Annotated in this window: 21 protein-coding genes and 2 pseudogenes; 13 read left to right on the top strand and 10 right to left on the bottom strand. The window is 61.4% G+C overall.

Going from position 1 to position 23,331, the window contains the following annotated elements:
* Positions 1 to 90 precede the first annotated feature (90 nt).
* Together OKW30_RS25300 and OKW30_RS25305 are read left to right on the top strand one after the other, a co-directional pair.
* Positions 91 to 363 (top strand): hypothetical protein, encoded by a 273-nt coding sequence (locus tag OKW30_RS25300; RefSeq protein WP_429347921.1) that lies wholly within the window; start codon positions 91 to 93, stop codon positions 361 to 363.
* A 3-nt stretch (positions 364 to 366) separates the two neighbouring features.
* Positions 367 to 1,242, top strand: coding sequence for an enoyl-CoA hydratase-related protein (locus tag OKW30_RS25305; RefSeq protein ID WP_429347922.1), 876 nt, complete (start codon positions 367 to 369; stop codon positions 1,240 to 1,242).
* 18 nt (positions 1,243 to 1,260) lie between these two features.
* Here the strand turns inward: OKW30_RS25305 and OKW30_RS25310 are convergent, their stop codons facing one another.
* The 5 genes from OKW30_RS25310 to OKW30_RS25330 form a co-directional block, all read right to left on the bottom strand.
* On the bottom strand, positions 1,261 to 2,841 hold the full coding sequence (locus tag OKW30_RS25310) for an AMP-binding protein (protein WP_429347923.1): 1,581 nt from the start codon (positions 2,839 to 2,841) through the stop codon (positions 1,261 to 1,263).
* On the bottom strand, positions 2,838 to 3,686 hold the full coding sequence (locus OKW30_RS25315; RefSeq protein ID WP_429347924.1) for an alpha/beta fold hydrolase: 849 nt from the start codon (positions 3,684 to 3,686) through the stop codon (positions 2,838 to 2,840). The genes OKW30_RS25310 and OKW30_RS25315 overlap by 4 nt, the downstream gene beginning before the upstream one ends.
* A 48-nt stretch (positions 3,687 to 3,734) precedes the next feature.
* Positions 3,735 to 4,652, bottom strand: coding sequence for an NmrA family NAD(P)-binding protein (locus OKW30_RS25320; protein ID WP_429347925.1), 918 nt, complete (start codon positions 4,650 to 4,652; stop codon positions 3,735 to 3,737).
* 263 nt (positions 4,653 to 4,915) lie between these two features.
* The gene (locus tag OKW30_RS25325; protein ID WP_429347926.1) at positions 4,916 to 5,989 is read right to left on the bottom strand and encodes a phytanoyl-CoA dioxygenase family protein; all 1,074 of its coding nucleotides are present in this window, start codon (positions 5,987 to 5,989) and stop codon (positions 4,916 to 4,918) included.
* Positions 5,940 to 6,368: a carboxymuconolactone decarboxylase family protein gene (locus OKW30_RS25330; protein WP_008917662.1), complete on the bottom strand. Its 429-nt coding sequence runs from the start codon at positions 6,366 to 6,368 to the stop codon at positions 5,940 to 5,942. The genes OKW30_RS25325 and OKW30_RS25330 overlap by 50 nt, the downstream gene beginning before the upstream one ends.
* A gap of 229 nt (positions 6,369 to 6,597) precedes the next feature.
* Between OKW30_RS25330 and OKW30_RS25335 the strand changes: the two genes are divergently transcribed.
* From OKW30_RS25335 to OKW30_RS25350, 4 genes are all read left to right on the top strand, one after another.
* Positions 6,598 to 7,497 (top strand): LysR family transcriptional regulator, encoded by a 900-nt coding sequence (locus tag OKW30_RS25335; RefSeq protein ID WP_184032496.1) that lies wholly within the window; start codon positions 6,598 to 6,600, stop codon positions 7,495 to 7,497.
* Positions 7,498 to 7,648: 151 nt separating this feature from the next.
* Positions 7,649 to 8,434, top strand: a complete 786-nt coding sequence (locus OKW30_RS25340; protein ID WP_184032185.1) for an SDR family NAD(P)-dependent oxidoreductase — start codon at positions 7,649 to 7,651, stop codon at positions 8,432 to 8,434.
* Between the two features lie 476 nt (positions 8,435 to 8,910).
* A complete protein-coding gene (locus OKW30_RS25345; RefSeq protein WP_187630651.1) occupies positions 8,911 to 9,225 on the top strand; it encodes a hypothetical protein in 315 nt (104 codons plus the stop codon).
* Between the two features lie 11 nt (positions 9,226 to 9,236).
* The gene (locus tag OKW30_RS25350; RefSeq protein WP_184032187.1) at positions 9,237 to 9,779 is read left to right on the top strand and encodes a nuclear transport factor 2 family protein; all 543 of its coding nucleotides are present in this window, start codon (positions 9,237 to 9,239) and stop codon (positions 9,777 to 9,779) included.
* 91 nt (positions 9,780 to 9,870) lie between these two features.
* Here OKW30_RS25350 and folE read toward each other — a convergent pair whose 3' ends face one another.
* Complete coding sequence (folE, locus tag OKW30_RS25355) at positions 9,871 to 10,506, bottom strand: GTP cyclohydrolase I FolE (protein ID WP_429347927.1); 636 nt, start codon at positions 10,504 to 10,506, stop codon at positions 9,871 to 9,873.
* Positions 10,507 to 10,699: 193 nt separating this feature from the next.
* Here folE and OKW30_RS25360 point away from each other — a divergent pair, with 193 nt between their 5' ends.
* Positions 10,700 to 11,677 carry an NAD(P)H-dependent flavin oxidoreductase gene (locus tag OKW30_RS25360; protein WP_429347928.1) on the top strand — a complete coding sequence of 326 codons (978 nt, stop codon included), beginning with the start codon at positions 10,700 to 10,702 and terminating at the stop codon, positions 11,675 to 11,677.
* Positions 11,678 to 11,764: 87 nt separating this feature from the next.
* Here OKW30_RS25360 and OKW30_RS25365 read toward each other — a convergent pair.
* Both OKW30_RS25365 and bktB read right to left on the bottom strand, forming a co-directional pair.
* Positions 11,765 to 12,586, bottom strand: a pseudogene (locus OKW30_RS25365) (MBL fold metallo-hydrolase); the annotation flags it as partial.
* Positions 12,587 to 12,646: 60 nt separating this feature from the next.
* A pseudogene (bktB, locus tag OKW30_RS25370) lies at positions 12,647 to 13,829 on the bottom strand (beta-ketothiolase BktB).
* A 318-nt stretch (positions 13,830 to 14,147) separates the two neighbouring features.
* Between bktB and OKW30_RS25375 the strand changes: the two are divergent.
* The 5 genes from OKW30_RS25375 (at position 14,148) to OKW30_RS25395 (ending at position 20,155) form a co-directional block, all read left to right on the top strand.
* Complete coding sequence (locus OKW30_RS25375) at positions 14,148 to 16,079, top strand: AMP-binding protein (RefSeq protein WP_429347929.1); 1,932 nt, start codon at positions 14,148 to 14,150, stop codon at positions 16,077 to 16,079.
* Between the two features lie 19 nt (positions 16,080 to 16,098).
* Entirely contained in the window at positions 16,099 to 17,310 is a 1,212-nt protein-coding gene (locus OKW30_RS25380; protein WP_429347930.1) for an acyl-CoA dehydrogenase family protein, read from the top strand.
* A 78-nt stretch (positions 17,311 to 17,388) separates the two neighbouring features.
* Positions 17,389 to 18,549, top strand: coding sequence for an acyl-CoA dehydrogenase family protein (locus OKW30_RS25385; protein WP_184064261.1), 1,161 nt, complete (start codon positions 17,389 to 17,391; stop codon positions 18,547 to 18,549).
* Positions 18,550 to 18,568: 19 nt separating this feature from the next.
* Entirely contained in the window at positions 18,569 to 19,306 is a 738-nt protein-coding gene (locus tag OKW30_RS25390) for an enoyl-CoA hydratase (RefSeq protein WP_429347931.1), read from the top strand.
* Positions 19,307 to 19,375: 69 nt separating this feature from the next.
* Positions 19,376 to 20,155 (top strand): SDR family NAD(P)-dependent oxidoreductase, encoded by a 780-nt coding sequence (locus OKW30_RS25395; protein WP_184064267.1) that lies wholly within the window; start codon positions 19,376 to 19,378, stop codon positions 20,153 to 20,155.
* A gap of 43 nt (positions 20,156 to 20,198) precedes the next feature.
* Here OKW30_RS25395 and OKW30_RS25400 read toward each other — a convergent pair whose 3' ends face one another.
* Entirely contained in the window at positions 20,199 to 21,134 is a 936-nt protein-coding gene (locus OKW30_RS25400) for a FadR/GntR family transcriptional regulator (RefSeq protein WP_184064270.1), read from the bottom strand.
* Positions 21,135 to 21,403: 269 nt separating this feature from the next.
* On the opposite strand from OKW30_RS25400, the gene OKW30_RS25405 reads away from it, so the two are divergent.
* Entirely contained in the window at positions 21,404 to 22,468 is a 1,065-nt protein-coding gene (locus OKW30_RS25405; RefSeq protein WP_429347932.1) for a hypothetical protein, read from the top strand.
* A 68-nt stretch (positions 22,469 to 22,536) separates the two neighbouring features.
* Here the strand turns inward: OKW30_RS25405 and OKW30_RS25410 are convergent, their stop codons facing one another.
* Positions 22,537 to 23,313 carry an enoyl-CoA hydratase-related protein gene (locus OKW30_RS25410; protein ID WP_184032198.1) on the bottom strand — a complete coding sequence of 259 codons (777 nt, stop codon included), beginning with the start codon at positions 23,311 to 23,313 and terminating at the stop codon, positions 22,537 to 22,539.
* Positions 23,314 to 23,331 lie beyond the last annotated feature (18 nt).

Below are 23,331 nucleotides of genomic sequence, written 5' to 3' on the forward strand. Positions count from 1 at the left end.
CAACCTGGCCCAGCGTGTATGCGTGGGCAGGGCTCGGTGCGCTTTTCGCTTTTGCACAAATCCGCACCTACGCTGTTTCCATCTGCTTCCGTGGCGTCGTCCTTCCTTCTGCTGAACGTCGACGAAGACGGATATACGGCCATCGAGCGAGGCGTCGATCGTGTCGGTTGCCATCCAGCGGTGCGCACGGCGCTTCGGGTGCTGGCTTTCATCGCGTTTTGCAACATACTGAATCTGGCCTACACGAGCGCGATGGGTGTGCAAGCGGTGTATGCCGATCCGTGGCCGGCGGATATGCCGAGCTGGCTCACTACAACCGTTAGGCGCACAGTGCCCGCCATCGTCAAACGCCACAGCGGATAACCGATGACGCATTGCAAGCCGCATCGCTTCGCCGACGTCGAGTATCGTGTAGAAGACGAAATCGCTATCGTCACGATGAGCCATCCGCCAGTCAACGGATTAGGTCTGGGAATCCGTCGCGGACTCGTTGCTGCGTTTGAAGCGGCCCGGTGCGACGCGCGGGTTCGCGCGATCGTACTCAATGGCAGTGGACGCGGCTTTTCCGCGGGAGGTGATATTTTCGAGTTCGGCACTTCCGCTGCCACAGCTTGGCCAGCATTGTCGCTGCACGTTCATCCGGTGATCGAGGCGAGCGACAAGCCGGTTGTAGCCGCTATCCACGGGTTTGCCATTGGCGGTGGTCTGGAAACCGCGTTGGTGTGCCACTACCGTGTGGTCGCGGACAACGCGCAGATCGGTCTGCCTGAATGCAAGCTCGGCGTGATCCCTTTGTCCGGCACGCAGCGCTTGCCGCGTGTGCTGGGCTTCGCGAAGTCGATCGAATTCATTCTTGGTGCTCAAATCGTGCGCGCAGGAACCTTCCGGGGCACCGCGTTATTTGACCGGATCGTCGATGGCGATGGGCATGAAATGTCGCGCCTTGCGATCGAGCTTGCGCGTGAGAAGATAGGCGGTACATCGTTGCCATTGATTCGCCGGTTGCCGTTGCCTGATGGCGATCCGGTTTCCATTGTCGCTAAAGCGCGCTCACACCTCAGCTGTAGCGATGCAATAGAAAGCCAGTGTCTGGATGCCATCGCCGCCGCAGCCGAGTCGCCCGATTTCGATGCCGGCATGGCCGCAGCGCGTGCGATCTACGATCGGCTCGTTTCGTCCGATCAGGTGTCAATGCAACGAGATCGGTTTTTCAAGTCGCGCCGGGACGGCTCCGCTCGATAAGCACCAGCTGATTTGCTACTACGCGGAAAGTTGCTTGCGCAGATCGCCTTTTCGCACCTTTCCCGAAGGCGTGCGCGGCAGCTCTGCAACGATGCAAAGTTGCTCGGGCGTCTTTTGCTTCGCCACGCCCGCGCAGGCAAAGTGGGTCTGGACTGCGATCAGGTCGAGCGACATGCGTTCGTGCAAGACGACGACCGCACAGACTCTTTCTCCATATCGTGCGTCTGGCTGCGCCACGACGGCGACATCGCGCACGGCTGGGTGAGTGGCAAGTACTCGCTCTACTTCGAGCGACGATATATTTTCTCCTCCGCGAATCACGATGTCCTTCTTTCGGTCCGTGATGGTCAGGCAACCGTTTTCGTCAAGACGGCCGATATCGCCGGTCCGGAACCATCCGTCGTGGGTGAACGCGGCCGCATTGAGCGCCGGGTCGGTGTAGCCGACAAACAGCTCCGGTCCTTTGATCAGAATCTCGCCGTCGCGTCCGGCAGGCAGGTCGCTGTCCAACTCATCGACAACGCGCACCTGCGAGCCGGGTTGAATGCGACCGTCCGTGCAGGCCCGGATATCAAAAGGCGAATCGGCCCAGCCGACACTCACTGTCGAATGCTCGGTCAGCCCGTACGCGCGGGTTCCCGCGAAGCCGGCCCGATCGGCCATGGCGACGTGCTCGAGCGTGACACCCGTGCCGCCGAGACCGTAAGAAGCGAGGGACGCCAGGCTGCGCCCGTCGCGGCGGGCGGCTTCGAGGAGCCCCTGGAGATGAAACGGTGTGCCGCCCGAGAGGCGCACGCGATACTCATCGACCAGTCGCGCGGCAAGCGAGGCGTCCCATCGGTCCATGAACACCATCGCGGTGCCTGTAATGAATGGACGCAACAGGAAATTGAAGCCTGCAATATGGCCAGCAGGGAAGGGCGTGAGATACGGACCAGGCCCGTCGATGAACGGAATCTGCCACTCTGCGCCTACTGTGCGATGAGAGTGCTGCACGCCTTTGGGCGAAGCTGTCGTTCCTGACGTGTACAGCAGCAGGCAGATGTCTTCCGACGTTGGCGGGTCAGCAGGGCGTTGTTCATGCGTTGTCGCGGCGAGTCGTTGCAGCGCGCCAAACGTGATGCCGTTCGAGGGCGCCCGATTGCCAACGACGATCACGCGCTCGAGGTCGGGCGTGTCGCCGAGCGCGGCGACACGCTCCAGGTAGTCGGTTCGGGACCAGAAATCGGGCACGCACAGAACGCGGGCGCGGGATTGCCGAAGGATGAAGCCGACTTCGGCGGGACCGTAGATGTGTACGATCGGCACGAGTACCGCACCGATCTCCAGTGCAGCCAGATACAGAAGCGCAGTCTCGCGCTGAGTGGGAAGCTGTATCGCGATCACATCGCCTCGACGCAGACCGAGGGCTGTGAGTGCCTTGCCAATCTCTTTCGCGTCGTGCAGCAGGGACTCGGTGGTGCAAGTGTAGGTACCGCCCTGGGTATGAAAATGGAGTGGCGTCGCGCCGTGCTTTTCGACGGCGCGCGCAATCAGGGCCGCAAGAGGCAAACCGCTCGACCACGGCGCAGTTTTCGATTCGCGCAGATTGGAATTCATGCTAGCAAGGCTCGCAAGAGACTCACCAGCGCGAGTGGCTGGTCAAGCATCATGTGATGGCCTGCGCGTGGCATCGTGATCGGACCCTTCGCGCCGGGAATCGCAGCTACGATGCGGCGCGCGCGATCGGCGCTGACCACGCTGCTGCACTCGGCGTGCACGTAGCTGACGGGAACCGCGATGCGGGTCAGCAGGTCTTCTTCGCCTTCGACCGGCTGGAGATCCCGCAACTTCGGGTCGAAGCGCCATACCCAGCCGTCGGCGGTTTGACGAAGTGATGTCCGCGCGAGATGCTCGAGCAGCCACGGCTCGCAATCTTGTTCCGGGATGAGTCGAAAGCGACTGAGTGCAGTATGCCAGTCCGGATAGGGGCGGGGCGGCGGGCGTCGTTCCACTGCAGGCAAGGTTTCGCCGCGTAGCATGAAATACGAATCGAGCACGACTGCATGCGAGAGACGATCGGGAAAGGTCGCGACCGCCTGGAGCAGACGCGATCCGCCGAAACTGTGGCCCACCGAGACGCACGGTCCAGAGCCGATTGCATCCACGACAGCGACGAGGTCGCGCACGAAAACGTCGGCGCTGTATTCCTGCCTGTAGGCGCTCTCGCCCATGCCGCGGAAATCCAGAGCAAAGACGCGAAAGCGATCGGTGAAGAAGGGCGCAATGAAGTCCCACCAGTGCGTGTGCCCGAGAAAACCGTGTGCGAAGACAAGTGGCGGCTTACCGGTGTCTGCGGCGTTCCACGAGACATAATGGACAGTCACCCCGCCGCCTTCGGTGAAGTGAGATCGACGCGGTTGGGCCATGGCGTGGTCGAACCATGAGGGGACACGATCATTCATTGCGGATTTTCCATTACCTGAGGCTTGCACACGCGGTCCATCGACCAGCTATGCGAGTACGATGTGCTGTCGATTCGCATCGATCCAGTCCACCATCGGGGTGAGCTGGACACCACGTTCGGAAAGCGAATCGATATCGACGCGGTACCCGACCGCGTTGATCCATTCCTGTGCATTCACCCATCCGGGTGCGAGACCCTTTGCTCGGGCTTCATCCGGTGACACGTGCGAAACGTTGATCTGTGCGCCCAGAACGTTGTTCAGGCGATTCGCAACTTCAGACATCGTGAGTCTTTCCGACGCCAGCGGCACAGTCTCACCGTGCCAGCGTTGCGGATCGTTTAGCGCGCTGGCCGCGAGCGCGCCCACGTCGTCGGCGGCAATCCAGTCGAGTCGTGCGTCGGGTAGCAATGCGCTGAGCAGCAAGCCTTCGCGCAGGTGCGGAAACATCGCGCCCGCTTTCGGCTCAGCGAGGTTGTCCATCATGAATGCCGGTTGCAAGACCGTCCACGATTCGAAGCCCGCGGCGCGAACGGCCTCTTCCACGTCCCATTTGTCCGTCCAGTATTTTCGGTTCCAACGTTTCTCGCTCCAGCCAGGAAACGTCTCATGATTGCTGGCCTGCGCCACGGAGGTGTGAACGAACTGCGGGACCTTCGCGTTGCGCGCTGCGTTGACGAGCGCAAAACCCTGGCGGCGTTCCCTGTCGCTGCGATCAAAATCAGGCAGGAGAACGGAAAAGACGGAACCGACGCCCTCCATCGCTTTTGCGAGCAAGTCGCGGTCGTCCAGATCTCCCCGTAGCGCCTGCGCATCCATTTCGACGAGTGCCCGCGCAGCCGGCGAGTCTGGATTGCGTGTCAGGAAGCGTACCTTGCGTCCAGCCGCAAGAAGATGGCGAGCCGCGGCGCCTCCTTGTGCGCCAGTGGCGCCGATGACGAGTACCGCGGCGGATGAATCGATCATGACTTGTCCCGAGGTCGAACGTTAGACGTTGGCCAGGCGTATCACGCCTGGGCGGCTTGCGCGCGATGCCGCTAACCCTGTGACAGCCATTGCAGGCTCGCGGCTTGGTGCTCACAAGCATTCGTTCTGATATTAGCACGATGTTCATAAAACCGCGAGCAAAGGCTGCCCGTGATCGATGCTTCAGAATTGCCAGGCCAAAGGGCAAGGCGAATGGCGCGAGGCGCAAAGACGAAGCTTCGTCTTTGCGCCTGACACCACGATCAATGCTGCGGGCGCAGCGTTTGAACGAGGCCGCCTTCATGTGCAACGATCACCTCGGATCCCGGCTGATAAACGCCGGCAATTTCGTCTCCGCGCAGGCGGTTGCCCTGGAGGCCGCGCAGATAACTCGTGTCGTCGAGTCGCAACACATGTTCACCATGCGCGTCGCGCACGACGATCTGGTCCGATGCGATCGACGTCAGCGTGCCCACATAGGGCAGGCGGGGCTCAAACGGGAAACTTCCGCCGTGCGGCAGGATGCGCGTGTCGAGTGACAGACGAAAACGGTCCGAATGATTGCTGAGACCAGAGTGCGGCGTGCGTCGGCTCATCAACAGGACGTCGCCCAAGCGGTAGTTCGTGCGGCGCCATGCGTCTTCTGGCACGCTCGCGAGATCGATGGGAACGATCTTGTCGCCGTCCTTCCTGTGCAGGCACGGAAGCTTATGCAATCCTTCGGCGACGGCCAGTCCGCCGACTTGCGCATCGATATCGCTGAGCGGAATCCAGCAAATGATGAAATCGAGGCGGTCGCTGTAGATCGCATCTTCATGAATGAAGTCGAACCGTGTGCGGCTTTTGTCGATAGCGGGCGGCGACGTGCGGTATTCGGTGAAAGGTACCCAATAAAGCGGTACGCCGAACAGCCGCTGAAAGAATGCACGAACTGCGGGGTCTTCCATCACGGTGCGTGCCGCACCCTGCTCGTTCATCGCCTTCACGGGAAAAAAGCTGAAATTTTCGCGGTCTTTGCCAGTCCATCGCACGTCTCGGTCGTTGCGGTCCACGAAGCCGTTGCTGTCGAGATGATCAACAAGCAGACCGCGCATGCGCTCCAGCGGCTCGTGGTCGAGAACGTCGCGAAAGAACAGGTAGCCGTCTTCGTTCCAGCGTTCTTGCAACTCGGCGTGATTGCCGAGCAGGTCATTGGAAACGTTGAATTCCCGCATCGTCGGCACGATATCCACGCTTGGTGTGCTCATAAATCGTCTCCTTTGGTCGCGGGGGCGCTCTGATGTCGGCTCACAGCAATCCGCGTTCTTCCGAAGTGCGGGTCGTGGTGTCGATGCCAAGTTCCCGCAGTGTCTCCAGAACGGCCGTGGTAGCGGAGGCGACGGCGGGGAACCCGGCATACGGAAGCGCCTGAATCAGCACCCCTTCGAGTTCGCGTGCGCTCAGACCGTTGCGCACGGCAATGCGGACGTGGTTCTTCAGTTCGAGCGTCTGCCGGCTGGCGATGAGAATGCCCAGCGTGACGAGGCTGCGCTGCTTGCGCTCGAGTTTGTCGTCGCCCCAGACATCCGCGAACGCGTAGTTGATGGCAAGGCGTGAAATGTCGGATCCGAAGCCGGTGGACTCGCTTGCGGCACGTAAGCCGGCTGCCTTGTCTTCACCCATGATTTCGCCGAATACCTTTAAACCATAGGCAAGTTTTTCTTCGAGGCTCTTCACTTGTGTCTCCTGTTTAACCGCGGCAGCGCGGTTATTGATAGCGGATGCGACTCACCCGAGCCGCCTTGGTCATTGTTCGTATTGTGGAACGACATTCTAAAATGTATGTTGAACGGTGCTGGACGTCAAGATAGTGCGCACCCGATATGACCAGGGTTCGTCCGTAGTGCACCGCAACGGGACAAAGGCGATATGCTGGGGACACCCGATATCAAAGCCATATCACGTCATGGAATTGCGGCATCTCAGACACTTCGTTGCGGTTGCGGAGACCCAGCACTTTGGCCGCGCGGCTGCGCGCCTGGGCATGGCGCAGCCGCCGCTCAGCCAGTCGATCATGCGGCTGGAGGAGCAGCTCGGTATCAAGCTGCTCGAACGTACACCGCGAGGCGTTTCGCTCACAGCCGCCGGAGCCGCGTTGCTCGCGGAAGCGAAGCCACTGATCGCGCAAGCGGAGCTGGCCGAGCGGCGCGTGCGGCAAGCCGCCGACGAACTGGCGAGCCTGAGCGTAGCGTTCGTGCCGATGTGTGCGCTGCGAATCATGCCGCTAGCCATTCAGGGGCTTCGCAAGCAATGGCCGGGCGTTGACGTCCGGTTGATCGAGCGCGGCAGTGCTTTGACCGTCGCCAGCGTGAAAAACGGCAGCATCGACCTGGGCGTGGTAGTCACCAGCTCGGCGGACGTCTCCGGTTTGGAAAGCGTGGTCATCGAGCGTCTGCGTGTGGTGGCCGCGGTTCCGGCGAAGTGGCCCGTGGCGGCGCAGCCTTCAATTCGTATCGCGGATCTCGCGCGATACCCGCTCATCATGTTCCCTCAGCAGATGTCGCAGCCGCTGTTCGCTGCGTTCGAGACAGCGCGCCGCGAGGCGGGGCTGTCGCCGCGGGTGACCCAGCAAGCGCGCCATCCATACACGATGCTCAACCTCGTGTCTCATGAACTGGGCATCGGTCTGATGCTGGACTCGGCGCGATACCTGCCCGTGGAGGGTGTCGCCTTCGTCGACATCGAGGATGTTCCGGCTGCAGGCGAAACTGAGGTGTCGCTGGTGTGGGCCGATAGACCTCACAAGCCCTACCACCGTTCGATGCTCGACATCATGCGCGATATCGCGTCGCCGGCGGCGGGGTGATACGCGCAATCGCACTGCTCGACAGCTTCGTCCATGCTGCTCCTTTCGTCATCCGCTTCTCGTTCATCTTGACACTCCAAAGTGGTGTGTTTATCTTTGCGAATGACGTTCAGAAAACAACCCGCTCGCGCGGCGAGCCAAAGGAGGAGCAATGAGCACGAATGTGGCGAGTCTTTTCAATCTCGATCAGAAAGTGGCGGTGGTAACAGGGGCGGGCTCAGGCATCGGCCGCGAGACGGCTTTGCTGCTGGCGTCGGCCGGCGCGGCGGTCGTCGCGGCGGACCTGAATGAGGAAGCGGCGCAGCAGACGGCCAGGCAAATCGAAAGTGCGTCTGGCAAGGCTATCGCGATCAAGGTGGACATCGGCGATGAATCGTCGATTCTTGCGATGTACGAAACGGTGCAGGCGAAGCTTGGGCGCCTCGACATTCTCGTGAACAACGCGGGCATCTATCCGAAGACGCAATTCGTCGAAACGTCGGCAGAAAAGTGGGACAAGGTGCTCGGCATCAACCTGCGCGGCACCTTCCTCTGCATGCGCGAAGCGATCAAGCGAATGCAAGGTGCCAAAAACGGCGGTTCCATTATCAATATTTCGTCGGTGGCTTCGCTGCAGCCGGTGATTTTCGACAACGGCGACTACGGGGCGTCGAAGGCGGGTGTCAACAACCTCACCAAGGTGGCAGCGCTCGAATTCGCAGCAGACGGAATTCGCGTGAACGCAGTGCTGCCCGGCGGCGTGGCAACCGAGGGCGCGGCCGCATCGACGAAGGTTCATCAGGCTCACGGGCCGATCACCCAACCTGGTCGCATGCCGCTGGGCCGCATCGGCGTCGCCTCCGATATCGCCAGGGCAGTGTTGTTTTTCGCGTCGCCGGCATCGGACTATGTCACCGGTCAGCTTCTCGCTGTCGACGGCGGCTTCCAGGTCTCCTGATTACTCGTCTGCGTGTCATGTTCGAATCGCCAAGCTGCGTCGAGAACGCGGCTTGGCGCTGCAATTCCCTTTCCCCCATTGATTGCCGACCCGTTCGCACACACGTCCATGTGCGCAGCGGGCGCTCGCGCATGCGCGTCGGTCTGTGCCTTGTCGGGTAGTGAAAACACCGACGCCATTAATTGAACGACTTGTTGCATAACCATATTCCATGGCCTAGGATATCCATCAAGAGGCGCCATGCAAGCGCCCGAGAGGCATAAGCCTGATCGGAGACATGCGATGTACTTTCTCGACAGCGATTTTCGTGGTCCTCTTGCGGACTATACGTACGACTATCGTCGCCAGCGCGCTGAAAAGGGCGCTCCGTCGTCGGACGAATCGGCTCGCGCAAAACAATCGAATTGGGCGGCGCGCGTGTTGGGCGCGGTGGCGCCTCGTGCTCTGGGCAAGCTGCGGACGGAGGGCCGGGCGCGATGAAAACGCTGACTCGCGAGAGCGCTCGGGAAGCGCGTAGAGTATGGCTCCCACTCATTCTCCTGTCGATTTCGGCGGCGGCGGTCTGGCTGCTGCAACGCGATGTGCGCATGGAAGAGCTAGGCCGGTCCGCACTCTTCGACGTCGTGATGATGTTTGCCGTGCTCGGGGCGACGGCATTGGCGGGCATCATCGGATGTGCGATTGCGAGCCGTGCGCGAGCGCAGGAAGCCGATTTGTCGACAGGCGAGGATTGTTGCTTCATTGGCGCCGTGATCGGTGCGGTCGTCTTTTTTGTCGCCATGACTATCTAACGGTAGAAGCCATGAATGAAGAACTGAGCGCACGCGTCGAAGCACTGTTGGATAAGCAGGACATACTCGAATGCGTGCACCGCTATTGCCGCGGGGTCGATCGCATGGACCGGAAGTTGACGCTATCGGCGTACCATCCGGACGCAATCGACGACCACGGCGCATTCGTCGGAGATGCAGAGGAATTCGTCGACTGGGCCTTTGCGTACCATACCGAGCATCAGTTGTCGCACCACCATATGGTGTTCAATCACAGCGTCGAATTGCAGGGCGACGAGGCGCACGGGGAGACGTACTGGCTTTTCTTTGGAGAAAATCGCGTCAAGCCAGACACGCTAGCGGTGGGGCGCTATATCGACCGCTTCGAAAAGCGTGACGGCGTATGGGCGATTGCCGCCCGCGTCTGCATTTCCGAAGCGATCAACGAACTGACCCCTGCGGAAGTGCCCACTGCGTGGCGCGAAATCCTGATGGGCAATGGCGTCAGTGCACGAAATCGTGAAGACGTCTCTTACGAACGGCCTTTAAAGACGCGCCAACCCAGCGAGGTTTAAGGCCAGACGCAAGCCTGCAACGACGCTTGCCACGGATACCAGCATCGATTTGCCATGAAAGCCAACGTCGGCAGGAAGCCGACGTTGGCTTTCAGCTATTGGGCAATGGCGCAATCGTGCTGTGACCGACAATCGACAGAAACTCGCGGCGGGTGGAAGGATCGTCACGGAATGCGCCCAGCATTCGGCTCGTCACCAGCGATGCGCCGGGCTTGTGCACGCCTCGCGTACTCATGCACTGATGCGCAGCTTCGAGAATGACAGCGACTCCCTTCGGCTGCAGCACGGTGTTCAGCGCATCGGCGATCTGAACGGTCATCTTCTCCTGAATCTGTAGGCGCTTGGCATAGACATCGACGAGGCGCGCGAGTTTGGAGATGCCGACCACGCGATGCTCGGGCAAGTAGGCAACGTGCGCACGTCCGATGATAGGCACCATATGGTGTTCGCAGTAGCTCTCGAAACGGATGTCCTTTAGCACCACCATCTCGTCGTAGCCATCCACTTCGGAAAACGTGGTGGCGAGAATCTGCATCGGATCGGAGTCATAGCCCGAGAAGAACTCGCGGTATGCGCGCGCGACCCGTGCGGGTGTTTGAATGAGACCTTCCCTTTCGGGATCGTCACCGGCCCATCGGATCAGCGTACGCACGGCCTGTTCCGCCTGGTCCCGCGTGGGGCGAATCGACGCTTCCTCGGCGCCAATCTGATTGTCTCGTTTGTTCATCAACTCTCCTGATCATTCATGCCTCGTGCAATCGCATCGGCGTCCGCGAGTGCGGCACACGAGTGTCGGCGATGTGGAGGAAGTGTATATAATTGCACGGTGTTCGCAAATACAAACGACCGGCGCATCTTGCACACGGCGTTCGACCATTGCCGGTCGAAAGATCAGGTTGCACTTACACAGGGATCAGCACATGAGAACGCGCATTACAGAGCTGCTTGGGATTCGATACCCCATTGTTCAAGGGGGCATGATGTGGGTGGGTCGCGCTGAACTTGCCGCCGCCGTCTCGAACGCCGGTGCGCTCGGCACCATCACCGCTCTGACGCAGCCCACGCCCGAGGCGCTGCGCAACGAGATCGCTCGGGTTCGCTCAATGACGGATCAGCCGTTCGCCGTCAACCTGACCATTCTGCCGACGATCAAGCCAGTGCCGTACGACGAGTACGTGCAAGCGGTCGTGGAGAACGGTGTGAAGATCGTCGAGACGGCGGGACGCAATCCCGAGCCATATATGCCCGCATTCAAGGCTGCGGGAATCAAGGTCATCCACAAGTGCACGTCGGTGCGTCATGCGCTGAAAGCGGAGGCGTTGGGCTGCGACGCCGTGAGCGTGGACGGATTCGAGTGCGCCGGACATCCGGGCGAGGACGACGTGCCCAATCTGATCCTGTTGCCGGCCGCGGCCGCGAAACTGCATATTCCGATGCTTGCGTCAGGCGGCATTGCCGATGCGCGCGGCATGGTCGCCGCGCTCGCGCTCGGCGCGGATGGGATCAATATGGGTACGCGCTTCATGGCAACGCGGGAGGCACCGATTCACGAGAACGTCAAGCGCAGGCTCGTAGAGCATGACGAGCGCAATACGGCGTTGATCTTCCGCACGCTGAAGAACACGTCGCGTATCTTCAGGAATTCGGTAGCGGAGCAGGTGTTGGAACTCGAGCAAAAAGAGGGGGTGACGTTTGCGGATCTCAAGCCGCTGGTGAGCGGTGAGCGCGGTAAGCGAGTGTACGAGACGGGTGACACCGAAGACGGAACGTTTCCGGCCGGCCTCGCAATCGGGCTTATCGAGGACATTCCCACCTGCGCGGAACTCGTGAGTCGGATGGTCGCCGAGGCGCGCGCACTCATTCATGGCCGGCTGGCCGCGCTTGTAGAAGAGAGCTGAGTCCGCAACAAGACGGCCGTCGAACAAGGCTGCCCGCGCCCCCGGTTTTAGCGGGCGTGGCAGCCGATGCATGCATGACGATCGCAATCAGGCCTGCGAAGTCGGACCACCTTGTTCGTCGAGTCGTTCGAGATGCGCCAGCAGCGACCGGGATGCCGCTGGCCAGAGCCTTTCGGGAACATCGGTATAAGCAAGACGCAGCCAGTCGTCGATCGAACCGGTCGGCAGTGCCTTTACCGCGCCGGCGATCTTTGCTTCCCGGGCGAGACGGTGTGCCTTGAGGCGGGCGATCTGGTCATGCGGTCGGTCCAGCACGTACCCATGTGCGGGCAGAATAAAGTCGATGTCACGTTCGGTGCAAATCGCGTTCAACCGGTCGAGTGACGTAAGGTACGCCGTCATGTTGCCGTCGGGAGGATCGATGATGGTCGTGCTGCCATTCAGAATGTGATCGCCGCTGAATAGCAGTCCGTCTTCCAGAAGGACCAGGCACACGTGGTTGCTTGCGTGCCCCGGTGTCGAGACGACCAGCAATCGATGCGTCTCGCCGTCATGCGCAAGTGTCAGCACATCGCCATCGAGCAATTCGCGGTCCGGAACGAAGTGATGGCTTGCCCTGTCGGCAGGCCCGGCCGACCGACCGAGGACTGGTGGCTGGTGCGGACACATGGACTGCAGTGGCCTCGCCCCGGGTGCGTGGTCCACGTGGGAGTGCGTGCAGACGATCATTCGAATAGCGCCGCCCGTAGCTGCGAAGATGCGTTGAAGATGCGCCTGGTCGTCCGGCCCCGGATCGATCACGATGAAGCCGGTCGCCACCGTGCCGACGATGTAGCTATTCGTGCCTGGGCCCGTCATCAAGCCGCTGTTGCTGGCGGTCAACCGCATCACGTTTCTCAGAAGCGGGGTCGTTGTTCGGGGCGTACCACGTTTGTCCCTCTGGTTGAATGGATAACGCTGTGCGAAGCCCTAAATGCGCTCAAAGATGGCCGCGATGCCTTGACCTCCGCCGATGCACATTGTCACGAGCGCATAGCGCCCACCGCAACGATGCAACTCGTGAATGGCCTTGACCGCAATGACGGCGCCGGTTGCGCCGATCGGATGGCCGAGCGCGATGCCCGATCCGTTCGTGTTGACCTTTGCGCTGTCAAATTCCAGCTCCTTCGCCACGGCGCAAGCTTGAGCGGCAAACGCCTCGTTCGCTTCGATCACATCGAGATCTGCGACGGTCAAACCCGCGCGCTGCAGCACCTTGCGTGTCGCAGGGACCGGGCCGATGCCCATGTATTGCGGATCGACGCCCGCGTGAGCCCAGCAAACGAGTCGCGCAAGCGGACGAAGGCCCCGTTGTTCGGCGGTGCGACGGGCCATCAGCAGGACTGCAGCCGCGCCGTCGTTGAGACCCGACGCATTGCCGGCCGTCACCGTACCGTCTTTCTGGAACGCCGGGCGCAATTTGGCGAGATCGGCGATGGTCGTGCCCGACCGCACATGCTCATCGGTGTCAAAAACGGCTTCGCCCTTTTTCGTGCGCAGTGCTACGGGCACGATCTGCTCGCGGAAGTTGCCGTCATGAATAGCTTGCGCAGCGCGCCCGGTGCGATTCGACGGCGAGCAGGTCCTGGTCGTCGCGCGAAATGCCGTACTTCTTTGCGACGTTCTCTGCGGTTACGCCCATATGGCAAGCGCTGAACGGATCGGTCAACGCACCGACCATCATGTCGATCAGGCGGATGTCGCCCATGCGCGAACCCCAACGCGCGCCGCTCGCAACGTATGCTGCGCCCGACATGCTTTCTGCACCAGCGCCGATCGCAATTTCCGTGTCGCCGTGCGCGATGGCTTGCGCAGCGGAGATGATTGCCTGAAGGCCGGAGCCGCATAGCCTGTTGAGCGTCAGCGCCGGTGCGTCCGCGCTGACGCCGCCTTCCATCGCAGCGACGCGCGCGAGATACATGTCGCGAGGCTCGGTATGGATCACGTTGCCGAACACCACTTGACCCACCTCTTCACCCGGCAGATGCGAACGCTCGAGCAGCGCGCGAACGACCGTTGCGCCTAGCGTCGTGGGCGGAATGCTCGATAGCGCGCCACCGAAGTCTCCAATAGCGGTGCGAACGGCAGCGGTGACGACAACCTCTTCCGACATGATGGCTCCCTGGTTCCGGCAATCGGTTACGATCCGGTGTCATGTTTAACAATACGAATGGCGTTCAGAACGTAGCGTATTTCTTGTTTTCTGTCCACGTTGTTGTGCGATGCGCAAGGCTGCGATCGTGCCGGACATTTGCGCGCGTCTTGTGGGTGACAACGGATAGACGTGGCTGGGATTTCGCGTTATTCTGGTTCAGCAAGATGATCGACGTTCAATTATTGGTTGCTCTTGGCCCGCAACATTTCCAGGTATCGGAAGGCGATGCGAGCGCTCGCGGGACATGACTTGCCAGATAACAACAGGACGACTCAGATGGATGCAGGTACGGCTTCGCACGATGCGCTGATGGATGTGCCGTTTCGCCCGATTCGCGTCGGCAGCATGGATGCCATCGTCGAGCGAAGGCCAGACGGAAGCGTGGTGTATGAACTGCAGGAACCGCTCCAGGCGTATCCGATCCGCTTGACGGAGCGGCTCGAACACTGGGCGAGCGTCACGCCCGAGCGCGCGTTGCTCGCGCGGCGGACGCCGGACGGCAAGTCATGGGAGTCTCTGACCTACCGGCAGGCGTTCGACGGTGCGCGTGCGCTGGGGCAGGCGCTGCTCGATCGAGGATTGTCGCCGTCTCGTCCGTTGATGATTCTTTCCGATCGAAGCTTTGAACACGCGCTCTTCGCGCTCGCCGCATTGCACGTCGGGATTCCCTATATCCCGGTGACGCCCGCGTATTCGCTGTTATCGCAGGACTTTTCGAAGCTCAGGCAACTCGCGGCCGTATGCACGCCCGGCCTCGTCTTCGCGGAGGACGGCGCGCAGTATGGCCGCGCATTGCGTGAGGTGTTCGGCGACGTGGAATGTGTCGTCGTCGGTCCGTTGCCGGAGGGTCGTGGCGGTTCGCGCGTCGCGCAGTGGCTGAAGACGCCGGTTACAGCCGACGTCGACAAGGCGTTCAAGGCAGTCGGCCCGGATACGGTGGGCAAGATCATGTTTACTTCGGGAACGACAGGCGCACCGAAAGGCGTGATCTATTCGCAGCGCATGTTGTGCAGCAATCGACAGCAAGTCGCCCAGGTGTTCGCGTTTCTTCAGGACGGGCCATCGGATCTCGTCGACTGGCTGCCCTGGCATCACACTTTTGGCGGCACGCATAACTTCGGCATGGTGCTGTACGGCGGGGGGACTTACTACCTGGACCCAGGCAAGCCAACGCCGGAGGAAATTGGCCCGACGGTGCAGGCATTGCGTGAAATCGCGCCGGCGGTCTACCTCAATACGCCACAAGGGTTGGCCTCGCTCATTCCGCATCTGCAGGCGGACAAGGCACTGCGCGAGAAATTCTTTGGCAAACTCGCGCTCATCTACTACGGCGGCGCAAGTCTGCCGAAATACATCTGGGCTCAACTCGACGAGCTCGCGGTGCGTACCATCGGCCAGCGTGTGCTCATCATGTCGGGCATCGGCAGCACGGAAGCAGGCCCAACGCCGCTATCGGCGGCCTGGGATCCGCGACGGGAAGCGATTGCTGGGTTGCCCGTGCCCGGCGTCAAAGTGAAGGTGGCGCCGGTCGGCGCGAAGCTGGAAATCCGTTTCCTCGGCGACTGTGTGACGCCCGGCTATTGGAAAGATCCCGAGCGCACCGCCGCCGCGTTCGACGAGGAAGGCTATTTCCGCTCCGGTGACGCAGCAACGTTCATCGACCCGCAGCGCCTCGAACTGGGACTGCGCTTCGACGGACGCATTGCGGAAAATTTCAAGCTGTCCTCGGGCACTTGGGTCAACGTCGCCGAGTTGCGACTGTATGCGCTGAACGTGTTGGGCCCGTATGCGCGGGATATCGTGATTGCCGGGCACGACCGCGACTACCTGAGCGCGCTCGTCTTCCCTGACATCGAAGCGTGCCGTGCGCTTTGCGACGACCTTCACGATCCGATGCCGGGCGCCGACCAGATCATCAACAGCCGCGGCGTGCGCGCGTTCTTCCAGACCGGACTCGACCAGCTCGCCGCGCGTCCTGGCGGCAGCTCTACGCGCATTGCGCGCATCGTGCTCGAAAGCGAGCAGCCGACGCTCGATAACGGCGAATTGAGTGCAAAGAGCGCAATCAGCCAACGCAATGTGCTCGAGCGACGGCGCGCTGTCGTGGACGAGCTTTATTGCGTGCCGCCCACGCCGCGCACATTGGTCGGCAACGCTGGCGCAGCAGCGGGCGCAGATCGAGGCGCGCGCCGCGGTTCAACGTACTGAAAACGCCGGAAGCTAAACCATGGATTTTCGCGTAGATCCCGCGGACATCGCGTTCCGCAAAGAAGTTCGTGCGTTCCTCAACGAGCATTTGCCGGCCGACCTAACCTTTCGCGGGCAGCAGGGCTTTCTGGCAGGTGACGACGATTCACAGCGCTGGACTCGCATCTTGCACGAAACGCACGGCTGGTCAGTGCCGCATTGGCCGGTTGCTGACGGCGGCACGGGGTGGACCGCGATGCAGCGTTACATCTTCGAGGAAGAATGCTATCTGGCAGGCGCACCGATACAGAATCAGGCGGGCGTGTCGCTCGTCGGACCCGTGATTTGCGAGTTTGGCAACGAAGAGCAGAAGCGCCGCTTTCTTCCTCCTATCCGGCGTGGTGAAGTGTTCTGGGTACAGGGTTTTTCAGAGCCGGGCTCGGGTTCCGATCTTGCATCGCTACGTACGACGGCGGTTCTCGATGGAGACCACTACATCGTCAATGGACAGAAGATCTGGACCAGCTTCGGCGCCTACGGTCAATGGAATTTCGTGCTGGTCCGCACGGATAGCGAAGCGAAGCCGCAAAAGGGCATTTCCTTCCTGCTGCTCGACATGTCGTCGCCGGGCGTTACCGTACGGCCGATCGCGTCGCTCGATGGCTGCCATCATCTGGCGGAAGTCTTCTACGACAACGTGCGCGTGCCCGCTGAAAACCTTATCGGCGAGGTCAACAAGGGGTGGGGATACACCAAGTTTCTGCTCTTTAACGAGCGGGCGTTTCTTGGCGCTGAAGCGCCTGCCCTCAAGCGCTATCTGCGCAAGATCCGGCACTACGCCTCGCGCGAACGGATGGCCGGCAAGCCATTGATCCAGGATCCGACGTTTGCGGCACGTTTGGCGCAGCACGAATTGGAGGTTCGCGCTATCGACATGGCGGTGCAGAAAATCCTGCATCAAGGGATAGACGAGCGCAGCGGCGGTATGGCGATCGGATCCATGCTCAAAGTGCGCGGATCTGAACTCCATCAGAAGCTCACGGAGATGCTGCTCGAGGTGATCGGCGATTATGGCGCCGTGTTCTATCCCGATCCGAATGAAGAGCGAGAGCTGCGCGAGGCCCAGTTCATCGGACCTGAATACGCGCCAGGCCTGGCGGCAGAGGTCTTCTATCGGCGGGCTTGCTCGATCTATGGCGGGACGGCCGAAATTCAGCGAAACATCATCGCCAAAGCACTGTTCGATCTTTGACGCCGTATCGAGTCACGAACGGTCTTCGATCCCCGAGACGTGGGATCGCATCAATTGCCGGCATAAAGAGGGTGCAGCATGGACTTCGAGTTGAGCGACGAACAGCGGATGTTGCAGGAAAGCGCGCAACGCTTCTTGCAAAAGAGCTATACGTTCGAACATCGTCGCAATCTTGCTTCGCAAGGAGGCGGATTTTCGCGCGAGACGTGGCGTACCTTCGGCGAAATGGGTTGGCTCGGTGTCGCGGTGCCGGATGAATTGGGCGGGCTCGGTTTCTCGTCAGTCGAAAGCGCCATCGTGGCCGAGCAGATCGGGCGCGCGCTGGTGCTGGAGCCATACGTGATGTGTGGTGTGTTTCCTGCGTCGCTTGTCACGCGCTGCGGGCGAGACGGGCAGCGCGAGGCGATACTTGGCGAGATCGTTTCGGGCGAGACTGTCTATGCAGTCGCGCAAAGTGAACGTGAAGCGCGGGGTCAGGTGCATTACGTGACGGCCACCGCGAAGAAGACCGAGGACGGGTCGTGGCGGCTGGACGGCTATAAGACGCTCGTGGTTGGAGCGCCCGTTGCAGACCGTCTGCTCGTCGTCGCTCGCGCGGCGGGTGCAGCCGATGCTACGGACGGCATCGGGGTTTTCGTCGTCGATCCGAAGCAGGCAGGCGTGACGCTGAAGACTTGCGCGTTGCTCGACGGCACGCCATCTGCCGACTTGCTGCTCGATGGTGTGATCGTCGCAGAATCGAATGTTCTGGGTGAGGCTGGGCGAGCGTTCGAAGGACTGCAGGCCGCCGTTGACGAAGCGGTCGTTGCGATCTGTGCCGAACTGGTGGGGGATATGGAAGACGCTATCGAGCTCGCGTCGGAGTACTTGAAAACGCGCAAGCAGTTCGGGGTGGCGATTGGCAGCTTCCAGGCGCTGCAACACCGGATGGCCGACATGGCGATCGAAGCGATGCAGGCGCGCGCAACACTGCACCGTGCGTTGCTCGCTATCAGCGAGGACAGGGAGAACCGGAGCGTCGAAATCTCGGGCTGCAAGGCACAGACCACTCGTGGCGCGAAGTTCGTCACGCAACAGGGTATCCAGTTGCACGGTGGCTACGGCATCACGGATGAATACAAGGTGGGCCATCACTATCGCCGTCATCTGGTGCTCGACGCATTGTTCGGCAACGCGGACTATCACCTGAATCGCTACGCCCGCCAGATTCAGCACGAGGCAATGGTCGCGGCGGCGTGAACCCTTTCGAGGCATTGCCATGAACGCAAAAGCAACCGATCTGCTCGGCGTGCAGAGTGACGGAACGGTTCTCATGTTGACACTGAACCGGCCCGCGGCCCGCAACGCACTGAACCTCGCATTGACCGAAGCGCTGATCGACGCAATGCATCGTTTCGAAGCGGACCAAAGCCTGCGCGTCCTGATCGTGACGGGCGCCGATCCGGCCTTTTGTGCTGGGCTCGACCTGAATGATTTTTCCGCGCCCGATGCGCCGCGCACGCGGGTCGCGGACATGATCGATATGTGGCCGCGCCTCACCAAGCCGGTAATCGCGGCGGTCAACGGCGCTGCCGTTACAGGCGGGCTGGAACTTGCAATGGGGTGCGATTTCATCATCGCGTCCGAGCGTGCGCGCTTTGCCGACACGCACACGAAAATCGGCGCGCTCGCGGGGGGCGGCATGACCGCGAGGTTGCCGTATATCGTGGGTCCGCGGTGGGCGAAGCAGTTCAGCTTGACGAGCGATCCGATTGACGCGGCCACCGCGTTGCGCATCGGCCTCGCGAACGAGGTGGTCAGCCACGATCAACTGATGGAGCGGGCAGCGTCACTAGCGAAGACGATTGCGAGCCGCCGACCCGAGCTCGTCGCGACGGTCAAGCGCGTGATCGATCAGGGTGCGCTAGCTTCGCTGGAAGAGGCGTTGCGGATCGAGAAGGCGGCATTGGCGCAAAGAAAGCAAAGCGGCGGCATGGCGTGGCAGGTGGGGAAATAATCGCTTGCCTGAGCGACGCGCGCGACGCGAGGGCTTTCATCGACAAGCCTCCATTTTTGTGGAGTACGTATGCCCTCATCGCTTTTTGACCTCACGGACAAGGTCGCAATCGTCACCGGATCGAGTCGCGGCATTGGCTATGCCAGTGCGCTCGGCATGGCGGAACATGGCGCCAAAGTCGTCGTTTCCGGCCGTAACGCCGACGCCTGCGAAACTGCCGCGCAAGCCATCAACGAAAAGATCGGAACTCGGGTGGCCTTGCCGTTTGCCTGCAACATAGGCCGTAAAGCGGAATTGCAAGGTCTCGTGGCTGCGGCGAACGGCGAGTGGGGCAGGGTCGACATCGTGATGGCCAATGCCGCGATTCATCCGTGGATAGGCTCGGCACTCGATCTGCAAGACGAAACGTTCAACAAGTTCATGCAGGTCAACGTCCAGAGCAATATCTGGCTCGCGCAGATGACTGTGCCCGGCATGATCGAGCGTGGCTATGGGCGCTTTATTTCGGTGGCATCCGTGGTTGGCCTGTTCGGCGATGCCGTGACGGGAACCTACGGGCTCACCAAAGCCGCCGACATGCAGCTCGTGAGAAACCTCGCAATGGAATTCGCCGCAAAGGGCGTCACCGCCAATTGCATCGCGCCCGGCACCTTCAAGACCGAGATGGCGCGATCGCAATGGGAGGACGAGGCGATGGTCGAATGGTACCGTGGTCGCAATCCATCACAGCGCTTCGGCGAGGTCGACGAGATCGCTGGGCTAGCCGTGATGCTCGCATCGCGTTCGGGCGGCTATATCAACGGCCAGACGATCGCAGTGGATGGCGGCCACACGATCTCGTTTCGCTGACCTGCAGGAGGGTTGAGGCGGACAGGCAAGTGCAGCGCGGCCGCTACTCCAGCCACGTCCTGATCCCCGCGATGTAGTCGGCCATTTGCCTGCGAGCCTGCTCTTTATCGCGGGCAATGATCGCGCGCGCGATCTCGCGATGGTATTCCTTGATCCTCGCCACGACGCGGTCGCGGTCCGTTCGGCTGCGCCGATGAAACGTGGAATGCGCATCGGCAAGTTGCAGGACGATGCCGTCGAAGAGACACAGTGCGGGATCGCCGCAAAGTTCAGCGAGCAGGAAATGAAATCGCAGCAACTCATCGGCGCCGGCACGGCCGTCGAGTTGCGCCTCGGCCTGAACCTGGTCGTGCACGCGTCGCTCACCTTCATGGTCGAGCCGTTCGATGACGAGATCCAGGACGGCCAGTTCGAGCGTGCGGCGCGTCGCGAGAATATCGCGCGGCGCGATGCCCGCATACTCCAGATAGACGCTGACTGCCTGCATCGTCGCGCTCAGGTCCGGCTGGGCGACGATCACGCCGCCTCCGGTGCCGCGCTGCACCCTCACGATGCAGTGGTGCTCGAGCAAGCGGATCGCTCCGCGCAACGCAGCGCGACTTACTCCATGGACCTTCATCAATTCCTGCTCGGAGCCGAGCGGTAGTCCTGCCGGCCATCCCAGATCGATGATGTGCTTCAGCAGCGCCATGAAGAGCGTCTGCGCGCGCGTGATCGGTGCGCCGATCGCATTGCGCTTGCGGCGCGACTCGGCAGTTTGGGGCAGCGCAGGCGTCATCGCGGCCAGCATCGAGAGCCACTGCTGGCGCGGGGCTTGGCCAGGATGCATGTTGTCGCGCAGCTTTTCGCGGCGTTGCGCGGCGAACTGGCTGAAGAGGGCGACGTCGGCTGCCGGGACGACCAGTGTCAGGCTCACCATGCCTTCGGCCTTCTTGCGGGTGCGATAAGCGGCGACGCGTTCGGCAGACGACTTTGGCATGTCCGGGTTCAGTATTAAATGCGAACGTCGTTCAATATATCGCACATGATCGTTACGTGTAACGAAGCTTTCGTGCGCGCAGGCAGCGCGGGTTTCCGGACCGGAGAGAAAACCGGTAAATCAATACGTTAGCTCCTGTGCCCCTGTGCTGATCGCGCGCCGGGCGTGCTCGTGGGCAGACGAGCGGATCGACCGGTTTTCAGCCACGCGCGAGGATACCTATAGTGAGCCGCTCCAACCACTTCACCATCGTGACGGGTGTAACGACCATGAGCGACACCAAACTATCCATGCCGCGCCGCGGCGACTTTGGCTGGCAGCCTCTTGTCAGCGCCTTCGAGCCCACCATCGAGGACATGCTGTCCAACCGCGCCTACTTCGGCATGCCGCCCGAAGCGCTCTACCTGTGGGGAACGCTGCGCGACGAGGATGGCGAGATCTATTGCCCGATGCGGCGGATTCCCGCTGGCCTGCGGACCGACGCGAAGGACACGCGGCGGCGTTTCTACCTGTGCACGACGCTCGGCCACGACGACGGCATGCATATGCATCCGGTAGGCAAGGAATCGGTGCCGAACGATGGATTCGCAAGAACGCTCGAAGAGGAGCGCATCCACTGGCGAAGCCATCCGCAGGCGCCCGGCAATCGCTTTCACGTCACCTGGACGCCCGAGGATTGCAGCTGGTACGAAGAGAACGGCATGGATATCAAGGGCAAGCTCGTCAAGCCCGGCATGCACTGGTATCTGCCGGGCCGCGACGCGGGCATGTACTACGTCGCGAACATCTTCGAGATGGAAGGGACGATACTCGGAAAGACGGTACGCGGCATGATCGGCTTCGATCCGATCCATATGTACGAGGGCGGCGAGATCTACAAGACGAAAGATGCGCTGGTGCAGGAGAAGCTGGAACTCGTCTGGTACACGTGGGCGACGCGTTATAAGGACGGCAGCATCGACTTCGGGCACTTCACGCTAGGTAACGACATGTTCGGCTTCGCGATTCTCGGCAACGAGAAGGGCGAGGTGCGCTTTACCTATGACGTGACGGGCACCATCGATTTCGGCGCGAATGGGTATTGGCAGGAAGGCATCCGTTACTCAGCGTTCGGCGAAGAGTGGGAGTTCATGCCCGATCCGCGCGGGCGTCTGGTCGGTCTCGGGACGCTCAAGAATCCGCAGGTGGACGGCCGCTGGCGGCGCGTGGGCGATGCGCGCGAGCCTGACGTGTGGTTCGCATGGGGCGAAGCCGCCCCGGAGCATGGCAGCCGCCCCATCAACCGGCTCCCGGGGCTTGGCACGCGTGTCGGCGTGAACTTCCGCAAATACTGAACTTCGGCGCGCGTATGCGCAAAGGGCGACGCCGAAGCTGAGCGTCGCCCTGCCGGCATTTCCGCCGGTCACTTCACGTACTTGCGAAACTCCGGCTTGCGCTTTTCGCGGAACGCATTGCCGCCTTCCTTCGATTCGTCGGTGTCGTAGTACATCGCAAGCGCCTGCATCGCGAACGCGCCGATGCCGCGGATGTTCTCGGTATCGATATTGAACGAGCGCTTTGCGAGCGCAATAGCGGTGGGGCTCATCTGCAGAATCTCGTCGCACCACTTCTTCGTTTCGGCGTCGAGTTGTTCCGCGGGCACGACGGCGTTGATGAGACCCCAGTCGAGCGCCTGTTTCGCGCTGTATTTGCGGCACAGGTACCAGATTTCGCGCGCGCGCTTCTCGCCGACGATGCGCGCGAGGTAGGCGGTGCCGAAGCCCGGATCGACCGACCCGACCTTCGGGCCGACCTGACCGAAGACCGCGGTCTCGGCAGCGATGGCGAGATCGCAGAGCGTCACCAGCACGTTGCCGCCGCCGATTGCATAGCCGTTCACGCGTGCGATCACGGGCTTCGGAATGTCGCGGATGATGCTTTGCAGTTCCTCGATCGGCAGACCGACGGTGCCGCGCCCGTTGTAGCCGTCGCCGGACTGGTCGCCGCCGGTGCAGAACGCCTTGTCGCCGGCGCCCGTGAGCACCACGACGCCGATATCCTTGTTCCATCCCGCGAGGCCGAAGGCCTTGATGAGCTCCTCAACGGTATTGGCGCTGAATGCGTTGTACACCTTCGGGCGATTGATGGTGATCGTCGCGACCCCGTCCGCCTCCTGATAGCCGATGTCCTTGAATTCCATGTCGTATTCCAATGTTGT

Source organism: Paraburkholderia sp. Clong3 (genome assembly GCF_050436485.1).
GTDB classification, from domain to species: Bacteria; Pseudomonadota; Gammaproteobacteria; order Burkholderiales; family Burkholderiaceae; genus Paraburkholderia; species Paraburkholderia tuberum.